This window comes from Micromonospora sp. NPDC005203 (assembly GCF_042872705.1).
In the GTDB taxonomy this organism is placed as follows: Bacteria; Actinomycetota; Actinomycetes; order Mycobacteriales; family Micromonosporaceae; genus Micromonospora.
Map to the genome: position 1 here is coordinate 390,976 of NZ_JBIAKV010000002.1, position 15,825 is coordinate 406,800.

At 71.8% G+C, this 15,825-nt stretch carries 10 protein-coding genes; 3 read left to right on the forward strand and 7 right to left on the reverse strand.

The window, feature by feature from the left end; genetic code table 11:
- Positions 1 to 91: 91 nt before the first annotated feature.
- From ACFYPM_RS07085 to ACFYPM_RS07105, 5 genes are all read right to left on the reverse strand, one after another.
- The gene (locus tag ACFYPM_RS07085) at positions 92 to 1,033 is read right to left on the reverse strand and encodes a CU044_5270 family protein (RefSeq protein ID WP_387192086.1); all 942 of its coding nucleotides are present in this window, start codon (positions 1,031 to 1,033) and stop codon (positions 92 to 94) included.
- A 17-nt stretch (positions 1,034 to 1,050) separates the two neighbouring features.
- Positions 1,051 to 1,620 carry an RNA polymerase sigma factor gene (locus ACFYPM_RS07090; RefSeq protein ID WP_387192088.1) on the reverse strand — a complete coding sequence of 190 codons (570 nt, stop codon included), beginning with the start codon at positions 1,618 to 1,620 and terminating at the stop codon, positions 1,051 to 1,053.
- Between the two features lie 481 nt (positions 1,621 to 2,101).
- Positions 2,102 to 5,392 (reverse strand): lamin tail domain-containing protein, encoded by a 3,291-nt coding sequence (locus ACFYPM_RS07095; protein WP_387192090.1) that lies wholly within the window; start codon positions 5,390 to 5,392, stop codon positions 2,102 to 2,104.
- A gap of 93 nt (positions 5,393 to 5,485) precedes the next feature.
- The gene (locus ACFYPM_RS07100; RefSeq protein WP_387193376.1) at positions 5,486 to 6,502 is read right to left on the reverse strand and encodes a GNAT family N-acetyltransferase; all 1,017 of its coding nucleotides are present in this window, start codon (positions 6,500 to 6,502) and stop codon (positions 5,486 to 5,488) included.
- Between the two features lie 72 nt (positions 6,503 to 6,574).
- Positions 6,575 to 8,260, reverse strand: a complete 1,686-nt coding sequence (locus ACFYPM_RS07105; protein WP_387192092.1) for a lytic murein transglycosylase — start codon at positions 8,258 to 8,260, stop codon at positions 6,575 to 6,577.
- 53 nt (positions 8,261 to 8,313) lie between these two features.
- Here ACFYPM_RS07105 and ACFYPM_RS07110 point away from each other — a divergent pair, with 53 nt between their 5' ends.
- Together ACFYPM_RS07110 and ACFYPM_RS07115 are read left to right on the forward strand one after the other, a co-directional pair.
- The gene (locus ACFYPM_RS07110; RefSeq protein WP_387192094.1) at positions 8,314 to 8,529 is read left to right on the forward strand and encodes a zinc ribbon domain-containing protein; all 216 of its coding nucleotides are present in this window, start codon (positions 8,314 to 8,316) and stop codon (positions 8,527 to 8,529) included.
- Positions 8,530 to 8,681: 152 nt separating this feature from the next.
- Positions 8,682 to 11,522 (forward strand): ATP-binding protein, encoded by a 2,841-nt coding sequence (locus ACFYPM_RS07115; RefSeq protein ID WP_387192096.1) that lies wholly within the window; start codon positions 8,682 to 8,684, stop codon positions 11,520 to 11,522.
- A gap of 194 nt (positions 11,523 to 11,716) precedes the next feature.
- Here the strand turns inward: ACFYPM_RS07115 and ACFYPM_RS07120 are convergent, their stop codons facing one another.
- Both ACFYPM_RS07120 and ACFYPM_RS07125 read right to left on the reverse strand, forming a co-directional pair.
- Positions 11,717 to 12,250, reverse strand: coding sequence for a phospholipase (locus ACFYPM_RS07120; RefSeq protein ID WP_387192098.1), 534 nt, complete (start codon positions 12,248 to 12,250; stop codon positions 11,717 to 11,719).
- A gap of 182 nt (positions 12,251 to 12,432) precedes the next feature.
- Positions 12,433 to 14,088, reverse strand: coding sequence for a glycoside hydrolase family 10 protein (locus tag ACFYPM_RS07125; protein WP_387192100.1), 1,656 nt, complete (start codon positions 14,086 to 14,088; stop codon positions 12,433 to 12,435).
- 200 nt (positions 14,089 to 14,288) lie between these two features.
- Between ACFYPM_RS07125 and ACFYPM_RS07130 the strand changes: the two genes are divergently transcribed.
- Complete coding sequence (locus tag ACFYPM_RS07130; RefSeq protein WP_387192102.1) at positions 14,289 to 15,785, forward strand: amino acid permease; 1,497 nt, start codon at positions 14,289 to 14,291, stop codon at positions 15,783 to 15,785.
- The last annotated feature ends 40 nt before the right edge of the window (positions 15,786 to 15,825 follow it).

Here is a 15,825-nt window from a genome sequence, read left to right on the forward strand (position 1 = left end):
CGATCACGCTGAGGCGGGGAAATGGTGGCCTCCTCAGCAGGAGAGGCCACCATTTCCAGGATCGAGCGCGATCATCGGCGTGTTCTGCCGATCAGGGCAGTTGTCCCAGTCGATCGACGACGGCCAGCCGGGTGACGGCGGTGCTCGTGTACGGCGACTCCTTGCCATCCCGCACCGTGAGTTGGCGAGTGCCGAGGTAGACGTGGGTCTCCCGGTCGAAGATCAGGTCGACGTGGGCGGCGAACACGCCGGGAGTCCGCAGCGCCACGCCCCGTCGGCCGGCGGCGTCGCGCACCTCGCCGGGCAACACCCTCGCCCCCGGCACTCGGGCCATCGCCTGGAACAGCGCGCCGAGCGACTGCGGCGGCACGTAGCCCTCCAGCAGCCACATCCCGTCGCCGAAGATCGTGGTCGGGTCGTTCCGGATGGCCTCCAGGTCCGCGCCGGCGGGTAGATCCAGGGGGATCGGGTGATCCCGCAGGTGCTGTGCCATCTGCTCCGGCTCGGTGGGCAGGCCCCGGAAATAGCCGGGCGGCGGCGGCAGGTGCGAGATGTTGTCGGTTCGCCACTCGTCCGGGCGGCTCTCCAACCGCCGCCGCTGCTGCCAGGTCGGATCGTCGCCGACCGGCACCCAGCGTTGGAGCCGCTCATCGACGTACGGGCCGGCCGCTGGCTTCTCCCGGGAGGTCAGCCGCAGTTCGATGAAAAGGAACTGGCCGGGACGCGCCACCAGGTCGGGCTGCTGCCGGGCCGTGTCCGCGGCCTCGGTCAGGATCTCGGCCGCGCTCGCCGTCGGTGGGGCGTCGCCGACCGTCTGGGTAACCAGTCCGACGGCGGTCAGCAGGACGACAAGCCCACCGACCCCGGCCAGCCGCCAGCCCGGCGTAGGCCACCGTGCGCCCCGTGTCGCACGGACGGTCGTCGGGGCCGCGTCGGCGGCGGGGGCGCTTTCGGTGGTTCGGGCGCCGAGGTGTTCCTTCAGTTCGGCGAGAAGCCGTGCCTCGAAGTTGCCCAGTTGCGGGGTTCTGCTCATGGTGACCTTCCCTCCGGTCAGACGAGCGCGGATTCGGACTGTGCGAGAGCGAGGCGTACTGCCCGGCGGGCCCGATGCACGCGGACCCGCGCGGCGACCGGGGAGATCCCGAGCGCGCCGGCCGCGTCCGTCAGGGACAGGCCGTCGACGGCGACGAGTTCGAGCAGGGCGCGCGTGTGCTCCGGCAGACCGCCGAGAGCGCGATAGGTACGGCGTGCCAGCGACTCCGCGTCGATGCGCTCCTCGATCCGGGCGATGTCGTCGGCGTCCAACAGCCGTCGTCCCGCCACGAGACCGCTGGCCCGCAGATGACGGGTAGCCCGGCGGTGTTCGGCCGCGATGACGTTGCGGGCCACCCCGAAGAGCCAGGCCAGCTCGTTTCCGCGCTCCGGCTGAAAACCGGCCGCGGAGTCGATCACCGCCAGGAACACCTCGGCCGTGAGGTCGGCGGCGGTGTGCGGGTCATCGACGCGGCGGGCGACGAACCGCCCGATCGTCTCGACGTGTCGGCGGTAGAACCGCTCGAACGCCGCGGGGTCCGTACCGATGGCGGCTAGGTCGTCCCCGCCTGGGCTCGGGCTACTCACAGGCCGTCCTCTCGTTGGCCGTCCTTACACCCCTTCCTTGGTTCGGCGGTGATACGGCGTTACATCCGCGAGCGCCGCCAGCATTGTTGGGAGCCGCGGGTGAGCCGGGCCGCGAGGTAGTCGCGGAGGTCTGATACCCCGTGCGGAGTAGGCCCCCGCCTCTGGCCCTACGTCCGCCACCGGCCCCGCCGGAACCCGCCGACCCTCGGGGTCATCCACAGGTTTACCCACAGGGATTGGTGGGGGGACCGCTACGGGCTGGCCCGGCCTCCGGAGACCTACCATCGCAGCTCCGCCGATCGGGAGGCGCGACGGCGGCGCAGCCAGTGGGAGGTGCGAGTGGCGCAGCGCCGCAACGTCCCGTCCCCGCCAATAGTCCAGAAGTACTACTGACCTCCCGCGTTGATTTGACGGGCGGACGAGGAGCGGCCCGCCGCCCGGGGGAAACCCGGACGGCGGGCCGCTGACGGCACCTGGCGGATCAGTCGTCGTCGGTGATCGTACCGACCGCGAGCGGGTCGGCCAGCCGCAGGCCGGGCACGCCGGCCACCAGCAGTGTCAGCTTCTCGTCCGACTCCCGCCTCCGGTCGCCGCGCACGGTCACCGGGAACGCCACCGACGTCTGCCCGGCGGCCAACACCTTGCACCCGGCGTACGGGTCGAAGTCCGAACCCGACTGCGCGGTCAGGCCGACGGTGGTGGCACAGAGCAGCACCGGCTGGGACAACGGCCGGGACACGGTCGCGGTGAAGGTGAGCTGCCGGGTGCCCTGGTTGCCCTCGACCACCGTCGTGTCGGCGACGGTCAGCGAGGCACGGGACCGGAATCGGGCCACCTGCGGGTCGTGGTCACTGGAACCCCGCGACCCGTCGCCGGCGAACTCCGCCGGCCAGTCGGCGTTGACGTGCGCCGCCCGCACCTGCACCAGGTCGCCGTAGAACGCGTCGTTGACGAACAGGTGGTCGAGGGTCTGCGCGTGTCCCTCGAAGCTGTACGAGTACGCCGACGCCGGCACCTCCGCGACCAGGTTGTCCCACAGGTTGTGCAGACCCGCCTCGTACAGCGGCGCGAGCTGGTCAGACGGCGTGGGCTGCTCGCCGGTGGGGGGCCCGAAGGGCAACGGATCGTCCGGGCGGGGGAAGACGTTCAGGTCCCCGCCGTAGACCACCCGGGCGCTCTGGTCGGCCGCCTCGATCGCGGTGACGATCGCCGCGCCGTAGCGAGCCTGCTCCCGCCGCTGCCCCACCCGGCTGTCCGGGCCGGAGGAGTAGTGGTTGCTGAGCGCGTACAGGGTGAACCGCTCGGTCGAACCGGGCGACGTCGCCACGCTGAACCTGCCGAGCTGAGGGGCGCGGGTGAAGACGTTGGTGCCGTCCCGACCGGTCGAGGTGTCCACATCCGCCGGCAGCACCGCGTTGAGGGCCTTCGGGTTCTGCACGTCGGCGTTGGCCGGCAGGCCGGCAGCGCGGTACTGGACGGACGGTGCCGAGCCCAGCAGCGGGTCGTGGGCCGTCGCAGCCGTCAGCGACAACCGGTCGGTGCGGTACAGGAACGCTGCGGTGATCCCACGGGCGTCCGCGCCGGTCCGGTCATAGGCCGCGGCGTACGCCGGTCCGCCGGCCGCCGCCACCACGAGCGCCAACTCCTGGATGCTGTCCGGAGCGCCGTCCGCGTTGTTGGTGTCGCCGCAGTTCAGCACCGCACCGGAGACCGTGCAGATGTCCTGGTCCTCGGCCTCCTGCACCAGGATCAGGTCCGGTGCGTGCAGGTCGTTGACGATCTGGTCGGCGAGCGCGGCCAGTTGCTGGCGGTACTCTGCCTCGCTGCCCGGCACGTAGTCGAACGGCGGGTCGACACCTGGGCAGCCGGCGTTACCGGTGAAGTCACAGCCGTCGAACGGGTCGTCGCGGTAGTCGTACAGGTTTTCCACGTTGTAGGTGGCGACGGCCACCTCCTGCGACCGGTCGGCCGGCTTCGGCGGGTTGTTCTTCGACGGGTCGGCCCCGGCGGCGAACTCCGCCCGCTCGACCTGGACGCCGTACTTCTCGAACGAGTAGTAGACCCCGCCCACCGCGTCCGCCCGCAGCGTGTCGAAGGTGTGCGCCGGCGAGAGCAGCGCGGCGCTGTCCCCGGCGGTGGCCTTCACGCCCATGCTGCCGAGCAGCGTCCGCTGACCGTTTCCGTCGTCGAAGCGGCGGGTCGGGTCGTTGTCCAGCGGGTGCGAGTCCCGGAAGACCCGCCGGGAGTACGGGTCGGCACGGTCCAGCAGCGGGTCGTCGCGGTCGACCACCCACAGCTCCGCGTCGGCCGTGGAGGAGAAGACGTCCCGGCCGCTCACCGCGCCGCTGCCCGCGCGAACCCGCATCCGGGAGCCCTCGTGCCGCTCCCAGAAGCGCTGCGCGTCGGTCAGCACGACCGGCGGCACCGCGTCGGCCACCTCGACCGCCGTGTCCACGACCAGCCCGCCGCCGATCCGGCGGACCAGCGACGCGCCGGAGAGCTGGGTGAAGGTGTAGTACTCCGACACCCGGGCCCGCAGCACGACCTCGTCGCCGACCGTCGGCACGTAACCGCCGATCAGCGAGGTGAACGCGCCCATGAACACGAAGATGCCGTCGGAGCTGGTCGGGTCGCCGTCGGTGTCGCCGGTACGGCTCTGCAGGAAGAAGCCGTGCTGCTCCGCGCCGGCCGACGTGCGGGCCAGGGTCAACTGGGTGATGACGCCGCGTACGTCGTACAGCGTGCTGCTCGTGCCGTTGCCGCTCGCCGGTGCGAGCGGCGACCGGTCGGCGGGGCCGGACTCGGTGTCGGTGGTCGGGCCCTGCACCTCACCGACGGTCAGCTCCCGGGTCACCTGCACGGCCAACGCGCAGCTCGCGGTGCCACCGTCCGCGTCGGTCGCGGTGAGGGTGACGGTGTACGCCCCGGCGGTCAGGTCGGCGCTCACGTCGATCGTGGCACGGGCGGTGCCGCCGACGCCCCCGGCGGGAGTGAACGCGGTGCGGGTGATCGAGCCGGCGGACGGGGTCGGGCTGACCGAGGTCACCGCCAGGTCGACGATCGTGTCATCGGGGTCGGTGGCGGTGACCTCCCGGCTCGCCGCGGTGCCCGCGCTGGTGACCAGCGGGCCGCCGCAGGTCAGTGTGGCCGGGACGTCGACCGGGCCGCCGCCGTCCACGGTGTGCGCGCCGACGCCGTCGAAGGTGTCCACCGGGAAGCCGGCCCACTGGGTCGCGGGGTCGAACGCGTCGGTCGGGTCGGTGTCGCCGCTGGTCACGGTCGGCAGCCGGCGCAGGGTGTCGTCCGCGGTGCTGGTGGCGCCCGCACCCCACTCGGTGCCCGGGTCGACGCCCACCTGCCCGATCGAGTCGAGTACGGTGGCGCCCCGGAGCAGCACGACCGCGTCGTCACCGTTGAACAGACTGGCCCCGGTGGTCTGGTCGGCCTGGGCGAGGATGGCGGCCCCGGCCGCCGCGCTGGCGAACACGAACACGTCACCGGCAGCCACGTTCCCGGTCAACGCGATCGTGGTGGCCGTGGTGGAGCCGTTGAAGTAGAGCTGGAGTCGATAGCCGCCGGCGGCGAGGTCGACAGGGGCGCCGGTGCCGTTGAACAGCTCGATCGCCTTGTTGTTCGACGAACCCTCGACGTACTCCGAGATGAACAGATCGGTGGGCGCGGCGCTGGCCGCGGTGGGTGCGACGCCGAGCGCCGTGATGGTCACGGCGGCGGTGGCGGTCGCGAGCGCGGCGATTGAGCGGCGCGGGCGCATAGGGCCTCCACGATGGGTGGATGGGGGTCAACGCACGTTAAGGTGCGCGGTGGTCCACCGTCCATCCCCCAGTGGACAGTTGCGTGAATTCCCTCAGCGTGGCGGGTCGAGCCGGTGCACCAGCTCGGCGACGTCGACGCTGTATTCGCACCAGTCGCGGTCCGGTTGGTAGCCCAGCTCGGCGTTGACCTTCAGCATCGCCTCGTTGGCCTGCGCGTTCCAGGTCTGCACCTCGATCAGCTCCGGCTCGGCGGAGCGCAGCTCCAACAGCATCCGGGCCTTGATCGCCCGGTCGATGCCGTAGCCCCGGTGGTCCTGCGCGACGATCGTGTCGTACTGGTCGGCGCGGGTGGGATGCTGGGCGGGCACCACCACCTCGGTCAGGCCGGCCACCTCGCCGCTCTGCTCGTGTCGGGCGAGCACGATGTACGGTTTCATGCCCCGCCGGTGCAGGGTGTCGAGGCTGTCGCGCAGCCGCTCCGGCTCGTAGGAGCTGGGGCGCAGCTCACCGTCGTCGACGTCGCGCACCTCGGCCTTCGCCCGCGCGTACGCCTCGATCAGGTCGTCCGGTGGCCCACCGGGGAAGAACTCCAGGTGGTAGCCCGCCGCAATGCCGGTGGCCATCTGCGTCAGCCCGGCCCAGTCGACCGCGGTGAGGTCGAGCACGCTGCGCGTCTCCACGTACTCCCGGGTGAAGCCGAGCGACTCGTAGAACCCGACCGCGGGCGTGTCGCCCACCACCTCGACCCCGATCGAACGGAAGCCCTCCTGGTAGACCCGGCGGGCAGCACGCAACACCAGGTCACGACCGAGACCGCTGCGCCGCACCGACGGGTGCACCAGCACCTCGAGCACGCCGATGTCACCGAGGAGCAGCACGTGCACCTGGCCGAGCACCGCGCCCGGGTCGCCGGGGTCGGTCGCCTCGGCCTGGGCGATCCAGGAGATCCGCCGCTCGCCGGGCATCACCTCGGCGAGGTATTCGCGCAACGAGGTCTCCCGCCACGGCGGATCCTGCGGCAGGTCGGCCGCCAGCACCGCGTTCAGCGTGACCAGCAGCGACGCGATCTCGGCGGACGACGCGGTCCTCGGGTCCCACTCGCGCACCATCACCCGTCTAGCTTGCCGCTAACAGAGGCCGGGGGGAAGTGTCCAGTTCTCCAACGTATCGAGACGATCACGTCACGGGCGGCTGGCCCGTCCGTACCTGTTGGCGGTGTCGTAGACGTCCTGGGCGTACCGCCGTACATCGTTGTAGGACAGGATCGCGTTCCACCAGTCGCCCGGGATGCTCAGGTTCCGACCACCCTTGCAGAGGTAGTTACCCGCCGCCAGGGCCGCGTCGTCCAGGTCGTGCGGGTCCTTGACCCCGTCATTGTCGGCGTCCGCGCCGATCTCCTGCCAGGTGGTCGGGATGAACTGCATCGGCCCGATCGCCCGGTCGAGGGTCAGGTCCCCGTCGAGCACCCCACGGTCGGTGTCGATGATCCGCATCCGGCCGCCGTTGCCGTCCAACGGCAGTCCGATGATCTTCGGTAGCGCCTTGCCGTCCTGCCCCAACCGCGCGCCGTTGGCCGACCCGTGCCCCGATTCGACCTGCCCGATCGCGGCCAGCGTGGTCCAGCTCAGCGCGCAACTGCGGTTCGTCTGCGCGATCATCAGCTCGGCGTAGCCGTACGCCTGCATGGCGACGGCCGGGATATTCACCTTGGCGCCGACCTGTTGAGCCCAGCCAGCCAGGGCGTCCGACGGCCGCCCGCCGATGCCGGGTCCGCCGGTCGGCAGTCCGCCGGTGGGCAGTCCGCCGGTGGGCAGTCCGCCGGTGGGCAGTCCGCCGGTGGGCAGTCCGCCGGTCGGCAGTCCGCCGGTGGGTAGTCCACCGCTCGGCAGTCCACCGCTCGGCAGTCCGCCACCCGGTGGGCCACCCCCGGGCACCGGGCCGGTGGGCAGGCGGGCGGGCACCCCCGGCGGGACGGTGGGCGTGCCGGAGGCGTCGGCCGCGACCGGGCGGGGTGCGCGGATCGTGGCCGGCACGAGCAGGGCGCCCGCCGCCGCGGTCGCGGCCACCAGCGCCAGCAGGAAGAGGCCGGGCAGGGTGAGCCGGCCACTCGGTCGGCGAGCCCAGGCCCGGGTCGCACGGGCGGCCGAGGCTGCCACCTGGCGCGGCGGCAGCCGTACCGCGTGCGCGAACGGCACCCGCCGTCGCCGGGCGGCGCCGGACGCCGGCACGGCGGGAATTTCGTCCACACTGGTCTTCGCCAGATCCGCGGTGACCTTGGTGACGGGCTTCGTCCCGCCAGCGGACACACCGGTCTTCGTGTCGTCGGCCGGCGCACCGGTCTTCGTGTCGTCTGTCGACTTGTCGGCACTCGGCCCGGTGGCGGACTGCGGCGCGCCCGGAGCAGTGGCGCTGCCGGTCGCCTTCGCGTCTCCGGTCGCCTGGTCTCCGACCTTCGGGCTCTCGGTCTTCGGGCCGTCGGTCTTCGGGTCTTCGGTCTTCGGGCTTTCGGTCTTCGGGCTCTCGATCCGGGGGGCCGCTGCCCGCGTGTCAGCGCTGTCGTCGGCGACCGGATCGGGTTCGACCGTCTCTTTCGCGCCGGCGCCGGCCGCGCCCGGCCCGGACCTGAGGACGTCGGTCGGGCTGGACGACGTGGCGTCGGTCGGCCTGGCCGAGGGGGGATCGGTAGGTCCGGAGGTGGTGGCAGGTGTGGCCGGCGTACTCGCGGTCCGGCCGCTCAGCCAGGGCCGGCGGGGACGGGGCACCGTGCGTACCGGGTCGGGCGCGGCCCCCGAGCCTTCGAGTGGCCCGTCCAACGGCGCGGCCGGTCGTAACGGTTGCACACGCGTGTCGTCCTCGCCGTCCACCACCCGTCGAGTATCACCCATCCCCCGCCGGACGTCAGTTCCCGTACCCTGGGCGCATGCCCCGGTACGAGTTCCGTTGCCGCGCCTGCGGCGACACTTTCGAGGTCAACCGTCCGATGGTGGCTGCCGCTGACCCGGCCGCCTGCCCGCAGGGACACACCGACACGGTGAAGCTGCTCTCCGCGGTCGCGGTCACCGGTCGGGGTGGGGCTGTCGGTGGCGCCCCGGCGTCCGCCGGTGGTGGGTGCTGCGGAGGCGCCTGCGGCTGCTGATCGGACCAATTCCCCGCCACCTGGTGGGCTGGGCTTGCCGTGACCGGGTCCGAGTGGCACTTTGAGGCGGCATCTGCCCGACCGTTCTCACGATGCGTTACCGCTCGGACTCAGGCAGCATGAACCCGACGTCACGGGCGGAGGTTCCACGCATGTCGCCACGGATCCAGCTCCCGAGCGGTTGGGTGACCTTCGTGTTCACCGATATCGAGGGCTCGACCCGGCTGGCCCAGTTGCTCGGCCCCGACTACCGCCCGGTGCTCGCCGAGCACCGACGGCTGTTGCGCCGGACGCTGGCCAGCACGGGCGGCGCGGAGTTGTTGACCGAGGGCGACTCGTTCTTCCTGGCCTTCGAGGACGCGGCAGCGGCGCTGACCGCCTGCCTGACCGCCCAGCGGGCGCTGTCCAACCACGACTGGCCGACCGCCGAAGCCGCACCCCGGGTGCGGATGGGCCTGCACACCGGTTACGCCGAGCCGCGCGACGGCGACTACGCCAGCCCCGAGGTGCACCGGGCCGCCCGGGTGGCCGCCGCGGCGCACGGCGGGCAGGTGCTCTGTTCGGCGCCCACCGCCCGTCGGGCCGAGCCGTTGCCGCCCGGTGCGACCCTGCTCGACCTCGGCCTGCACCGGCTGCGCGGCTTCGACGACCGGGAGCGGCTCTTCCAACTGGTCGCGCCGGGCCTGGAGCGGCAGTTCCCGCGTCCCCGCACCGCCGACGCGGTGGCGCACAATCTGCCTACCCAGGTGACGTCGTTCGTCGGTCGGCAGACCGAGCGCGTCGAGTTGGGCCTGCTGGTGAAGCAGTACCGCCTGATCACGGTGCTCGGCGCGGGCGGGGCGGGCAAGACCCGACTCGCGGTGGAGCTGGCCAGTGGGGTCGTCGAGGCGTACCCGGACGGGGTGTGGTTCGTCGACATCGCCGCGGTGACCGACCCGGGGTTGGTGGCGTTCGCGATCGCCGCGGTGCTCGGCCTGCGACCCGAGCCGGGCCGGCCGATGCTGGACACCCTTGTCGAGTACGCGGCCGGCCGCCGCATGCTTGTCGTCCTGGACACCTGTGACACCCAGCCGGCCGCCTGTGCGGAGGTGATCGCGCGTTTGTTGTCCGGCGGTGGTGGCGTACGGGTGCTGGCGACCAGCCGGGAGTCGTTCAGCCTGCCGGGTGAGGTGGTGTGGCGGATCCCGCCGCTCTCGGTCGACCCGCGCGCGGACGGTGCGGAGAGCGATGCGGTGGCGCTCCTGCTGGACCGTACGGCGGCGGCGCGCGGCGGCCGGCGGCCGGACCCGGCCGAGTCGGCCGATCTCCGTCGGGTGGTGCAGCGGCTGGACGGGTTACCGCTCGCCATCGAGCTGGCCGCCGCTCGGCTGCGGGTGCTCTCGGTGGGCCAGCTCGCGGAACGCCTCGACGACGTTCTCGGCACTCTGGACGCCGGTCGGGAGGACCCGGATCCGCCACCGGTGGAGCGCGGCTGGTCCGGCAACCAGCAGGACACGGTGGACCTGGTCGCCGCGGCGTCCGGGGCGTCCCCACCCACCGCGGCGAGCAGGGCGGTGCAGCGGTCGGCCACGGAACGGCACCTGACGATGCAGGCCACCGTCACCTGGTCGTACCGGACGCTCGGGCCTCGGGCCGCCCGCCTGCTGCGGTGGCTGTCGGTCTTCGCCGGGCCGGTGGACCTGGCGACGGTGGAGTGGCTGCTGGGCGACGACCCGCTGGATCCACTGTCGGTGCTGGTGGACAAATCGATGGTGTTGGCCGAGCCGCGGGCCACCGGCAGCACCTACCGGATGCTCGACCCGATCCGGGCGTACGCGGCGCGGCGGCTGGCCGAGGCGGGTGAGGAGCGGGCCGCCCGGAATCGGCATGTGGCCTGGTCGGCCCATGCGGTGGACCGGGCACACCTGGGTCAGGACGGCCGCCCGGTGACGCTGTCGCTGTACGCCCTCGACCCGTTGGCCGGGGAGGTACGCGCAGCGTTGCGGTGGTGCGCCACGGGCGGTAGCGCCCGGGCCGGGCTCGGTCTGGCCGGTGGGCTGGACCAGTGGTGGCTTGAGCGGGGCCTGGCCCGGGAGGGGCGGCTGTGGCTGTTCCGGTTGTACGGGCGGATCGCCGAGACGGGTGAGCGGATCCCGGAGGCGGAGCTGGCGGCGGTTTACCACATGCATTCGTTGCACGCCGGCGCGGACGGTGAGTTCGCCGAGGAGTTGCGCTACTCCCAGCGGGCGGAGGCGGCCGCCCGACAGGCCGCTGATGCCGGGCTGTTGGCCCGGGTGCTCGCCGGCCGGGCCGCGCCGTTGGTGGACATGGGGCAGTTCGTCGAGGCCGAGCGGGTATGCCGGGAGGTCATCGACTGGGCGCACGGGCAGGACGTGGTCGGCGAGGCGCTGTTGGCGGTGTTCAGCCTGGCTGAGCTGCTCTGGCGGCGGGGCGCCCTGGGGGAGGCGGCGGATCTGCTGGGGGCGGTGCGTCCGGTGGAGGCGGCCCGCCCGGTGGAACGGGGTCGGCGGTCGGTGGACATGCTGCTCGGGATGGTCGCGTTGGCCCGGGGCGATGTGATCGCCGCGCACGAGCACCTGCTGGTGGCACTGCGTTCGCGGATGGGCCACGGCTACCACGGTCGGGCGTGTGACACGTTGAACGCGGTCGCGGTGCGCTGCGCGATCGGCGGGGACCGGTTGACCGCGGCTCGTCTGTTCGGGGCGGCGCAGGCGACTCGGGCGAGCATGCGCGCGACTCCGGGCATCTACGGCGGCTACTGGGCCGAACAGCAGGCCGAACTACGCGCGCAGCTGGGTGACGCGGTGTTCGACGACGCGTACGGCGAGGGTGCCGAGTTGGGGCTGGACGAGGCCGCTGCGCTGGCACTGGACGTGGAACACCCGGACCTGGCGGCCGATTCGACCCGCTTCAGCACTGGCCTGTCCCAGCCCACCCCCCGCCGCCCCGCCGACCCCGACCGCCACCCAGCGACCCGCACCGAACGCGCCTAACCCAGACCCACCCCCACCCCGCCCTGCTCCCGCCCCGCCGTGGTCGATCATGAGGTTATTGCTGCGACCCCGATCGGACGGACAAATAACTCCATGATCAACGGACGGGAACGGGAACGGGGACGGAGGGCGTAGGGCGCAGGGCGGAGGGAGCGGACGAGGGCGGGGCGGGGCCGGGGGTGTGGGGGTGTGGGTTAGGCGCGGGCGGCGGCTTCGGCTTCGGCCTTCATTTGGGCGGCGCGGTCGATGTCGGCCTGCTGGACGGCTGCTACCGAGCCGAAGGTCTTGACCGCCTGGTAGTAGGTCCAGGCCAGGCTGTAGCAGGCCGGTCGGACGACCGTGTTGTACGTGGTGCAGACGCGCTTCAGGTCCGCGTAGAAGGCGCTGTCCAGTCGGGGCTTGTTGGCGGGGAACTGGCTGACCGCCTTGTAGTTGCGGTAGCCGAAGTCGTGCCGGTAGCAGCTCAGGCTGAAGGTGAACCCGAGCGGGTTGTCTGGGCTGGACGAGCAGTAGTCGGTGGACCAGGTGAAGTTGTACTCGGCCCAGGGTGCCCGGTTGACCCGGGCGCTGTTCCAGGAGTTGTAGCTGGAGGCGCTGGTCTGCGTCCAACTGGACAGCACGGACAGCTTCTGGGCGGGGGTGACGGCGGCGGCGGGGGAGGCGATGGCGAGGGTGGCGAGCAGCGCGAGCGCGCCCGAGGCGAACAGGGTGGCGAGACGTCGGGGCACTTGTTACCTCCGCGGGGGTGGGCGGGTGGGACGGCAAGTTACCGGTGGGTCACCGGATGTCGACAAGTTTCGATCAACTGATCAACTGCTCGGTATGTGCCTCGCCAACAATTGGTGACAGGGGTTCAAACAGACGAATGCCCCGGCCGCTCGGGGGCGACCGGGGCATTCCGGGGAATGGGTCAGCGCCGGACGAATGCCGGCGGGCTGGCCGGGCTCTCGTTGGCCGACCGGTCCAGCGCGGTCAGCTGGTAGGTGTAGTGCTCACCGGGCACGGCTGAGGTGTCCAACCAGGACTGGGTGCCGCCGGGTGTGGCGCGGACGGTGTCGACCAGGTGCGCGGCGTCCGCCGTGCCGCACCGACCGGGCAGGGTGGTGCCGTCGAACCGGTAGATCGCGTACGAGGTGGCGGTGCCGAGTGGCCGGACACCGTCGGCCGGCTGACGCCAGGTCAGCCGTACCCCGTCGGCCTGTCGGACCGCCTTGGTGACCACCGGGAAGAGCAGCGGCCTGGCCGGCAGGTGCGGCATGGCCGGCACCAGCGCGGGCCGGGAGTAGTGCTCGGCGGCGTAGAGGTCGGTGGCGCCGAGCCGGTTGGCCCGCACCTGGACGGCCGAGAAGTGCACGTTGCCCTGCACCTCCGGATGCGACCGGTTGAGCGTCAGGTGGTCGGACAACTCACGCGGGTTCTGCCAGTACGGTCCGTACGCGGGGTCGCCGCTCTTGTAGTCGGCCTGACCGATGTAGAGCTGCACGCGGGTGCCGCGCACCGTCTCGGCCCACCACGGGACGAGTCGCGCGTAGTCGGCGGCCGGGTACTGGCCGATGTACCAGTAGAGCTGCGGCACCACGTAGTCGATCCACTCCTGCTTGATCCAGGTGCGGGTGTCGGCGGAGATGATGTCGTACGACTGGCTGCCGGTGGTGTCCGAGCCGAGCGGGTCGGCGGCCTTGTTGCGCCAGATGCCGAACGGGCTGACGCCGAACCTCACCCACGGCTTCGCCGTCTTGATCTTGCCGTGCATCTCCTGGATCAGCAGGTTGATGTTGTCCCGCCGCCAGTCCGCCCGGTCGGTGAAGCCCCGGTTGTGCGCGGCGAAGGTGGCGTCGTCGGGCACCTGGTAGGTGCCACTGGGGTAGGGGTAGAAGTAGTCGTCGAAGTGGACGCCGTCGATGTCGTACCGCTCGACCGCGTCCATCATCGCGGTCTGCACGAATTCGCGTACCTCGGGAATGCCGGGGTTGTAGTAGAGCCGGCTGCCGGCCGCGCCGGCCGGCGGGTAGGCGAAGGTCCAGTCCGGGTGCTGCCGCGCCGGGTGGCCGGGCGCGAGTTGGGTGAGGTCGGCGCCGGCGCCGCCGGGGGCCGGCATGGAGACGCGGTACGGGTTGAACCAGGCGTGGAACTCCAGGTTGCGCTTGTGTGACTCGTCGACGAGGAAGGCCAGCGGGTCCCAGCCCGGGTCCTGCCCGCGGGTGCCGGTCAGGTACTCCGACCACGGCTCGTACGGCGAGGGCCAGAGCGCGTCGGCGGTGGGCCGGACCTGCACCACGACGGCGTTGTGGTGCAGCCGCTGGGCGAGGTCGAGCAGTTCCCGATATTCGGCCTGTTGGGTGGCGACCCGGTCGGGGCTGGTCTGGGACGCCTTGCTGGGCCAGTCGATGTTGACGACCGACGAGATCCACATGGCCCGGAACTGGCGCTTCGGCGTGGCCGGGTCGGTGACGCAGGTGGTGGTGAGAGTGGCGGCATCGGTCGCGGCGCTCGCGGGGGTGGCGATGACGGTCGTCCCGAGCAGGGCTGCGACCAGCCCGGCGACTCCGAGTCGGGTGGCTCTCATGCGGTGTGTCCCTTCGTTGGGGCTCCCGGATGGTTCGCGGCGCGCGGCAAGATTCGCCGTGGATGTCCGCGTTGCTGGTAGAAAATTTTCACAATTTGGCAAGCGCCGCAAGGGTTCGTGGTTGACCAATCGCGCCGCTGGGTAGCAACGGCGGTCACCGGCCGCCACGGAGGTGGTCGCACGGTGGGAGGGGTGACCGCGTGTCCGTGCTGCGCACCAAACCAATCAAGGACGTGATAGCCCAAGGGGAGGCCGACGGCAGTGACGGCACGCTCGGCCTGAAGAGACGGCTCGGCGCGCTCGACCTCACCGGCTTCGGCATCGGCATCGTGATCGGCACCGGCATCTTCACCCTGACCGGCATCGAAGCCCGGGACAGTGCCGGACCGGGCGTGGTGATCTCCTTCGCCATCGCCGGCGTGGTCGCCCTGCTCGCCGCCCTCTGCTACGCCGAGTTGGCCTCCAGCGTGCCGACCGCGGGCAGCGCCTACACCTACGCGTACGCCACGATGGGCGAGATCGTCGCCTGGATCATCGGCTGGGACCTGCTGCTGGAGTTCGCGCTCGGCGCGGCCGTGGTGGCCCGAGGTTGGTCCGGCTACCTCGCGGAGCTGCTCGACCTGCCGACCCGATGGTTCGGCGAGGAGGGCAGCACGGTGAACGTCGGCGCCATCGCCGTCGTGCTGATCCTCGGCATCGTGGCGATCGTCGGCATCCGGGAATCGTCCCGGATCACCAACCTGCTGGTGCTGGTCAAGGTCGCCATCTGCGTCTTCGTGGTGGTGGCCGGCCTCTTCTTCGTCAAGGCCGCGAACCTCAGCCCGTTCATCCCACCGGCCGAGCCCGCCGGGAGCGGCGACGACGGCATCAAGCAACCGGTCACGCAGGCGCTCTTCGGGCTGGAGCCGTCCGTCTTCGGCTTTGTCGGGGTGCTCAGCGCCGCCGCCGTGGTCTTCTTCGCGTACACCGGCTTCGAGGCCGTCGCCAACCTGGGCGAGGAGACGAAGAAGCCCAAGCGGGACCTCACCCTGGGTCTGCTCGGCACGCTGCTGATCTCCACGGTGCTCTACATCGGTGTCTCGCTGGTGCTGGTCGGGATGGTGCCGTACTCCGAGATCGACCGGGGCGCCCCGATCGCGTCGGCGTTCGAGTCGGTCGGCGCGGGCTGGGCGGCCGTGCTGGTCTCCATCGCCGCGGTCGCCGGCCTGACCAGCGTCATCCTGGTCGACCTGGTCGCGATGGGCCGGATCGGCTTCGCGATCGCGCGGGACGGGCTGATCCCGCCGTCGATCGCGAAGGTGCACCCGCGCTGGGGCACCCCGTACCGGATCTCCGCGATCATGACGGTGGCGGTCGCGCTGCTGGCCGGCTTCCTGCCGCTGTCCGCGCTGGCCGACCTGGTCAGCATCGGCGCGCTCTGCGCGTTCGTACTGGTGTCGATCGCGGTGCCGATCCTGCGTCGCAAGCGCCCGGACCTGGAGCGGCCGTTCCGGGTGCCGTTCTCCCCGGTGCTGCCGATCGTCTCCGCGCTGGCCTGCTTCTACCTGATGCTCAACCTGTCGGTGGAGACCTGGCTTCGGTTCCTGGCCTGGATGCTGCTCGGCGCGCTGATCTACTTCGGTTACGGCTACCGCCGCAACCGGCTGGCCCAGCACGAACCGGCGGTCGCCCCGGCGCCGCGCGAGCCGAGCGCCTGACCGAGGTGCGGAGGGGCCGGGCGGCCCCTCCGCACAATCA

What these genes read in the sequence shown, in the direction of transcription:
- ACFYPM_RS07115 (WP_387192096.1), top strand. Translation starts at nt 8,682, where the DNA reads ATGTCGCCACGGATCCAGCTCCCGAGCGGTTGGGTGACCTTCGTGTTC.
- ACFYPM_RS07085 (WP_387192086.1), bottom strand. Translation starts at nt 1,033, where the DNA reads ATGAGCAGAACCCCGCAACTGGGCAACTTCGAGGCACGGCTTCTCGCC.
- ACFYPM_RS07095 (WP_387192090.1), bottom strand. Translation starts at nt 5,392, where the DNA reads ATGCGCCCGCGCCGCTCAATCGCCGCGCTCGCGACCGCCACCGCCGCC.
- ACFYPM_RS07100 (WP_387193376.1), bottom strand. Translation starts at nt 6,502, where the DNA reads ATGGTGCGCGAGTGGGACCCGAGGACCGCGTCGTCCGCCGAGATCGCG.
- ACFYPM_RS07110 (WP_387192094.1), top strand. Translation starts at nt 8,314, where the DNA reads ATGCCCCGGTACGAGTTCCGTTGCCGCGCCTGCGGCGACACTTTCGAG.
- ACFYPM_RS07125 (WP_387192100.1), bottom strand. Translation starts at nt 14,088, where the DNA reads ATGAGAGCCACCCGACTCGGAGTCGCCGGGCTGGTCGCAGCCCTGCTC.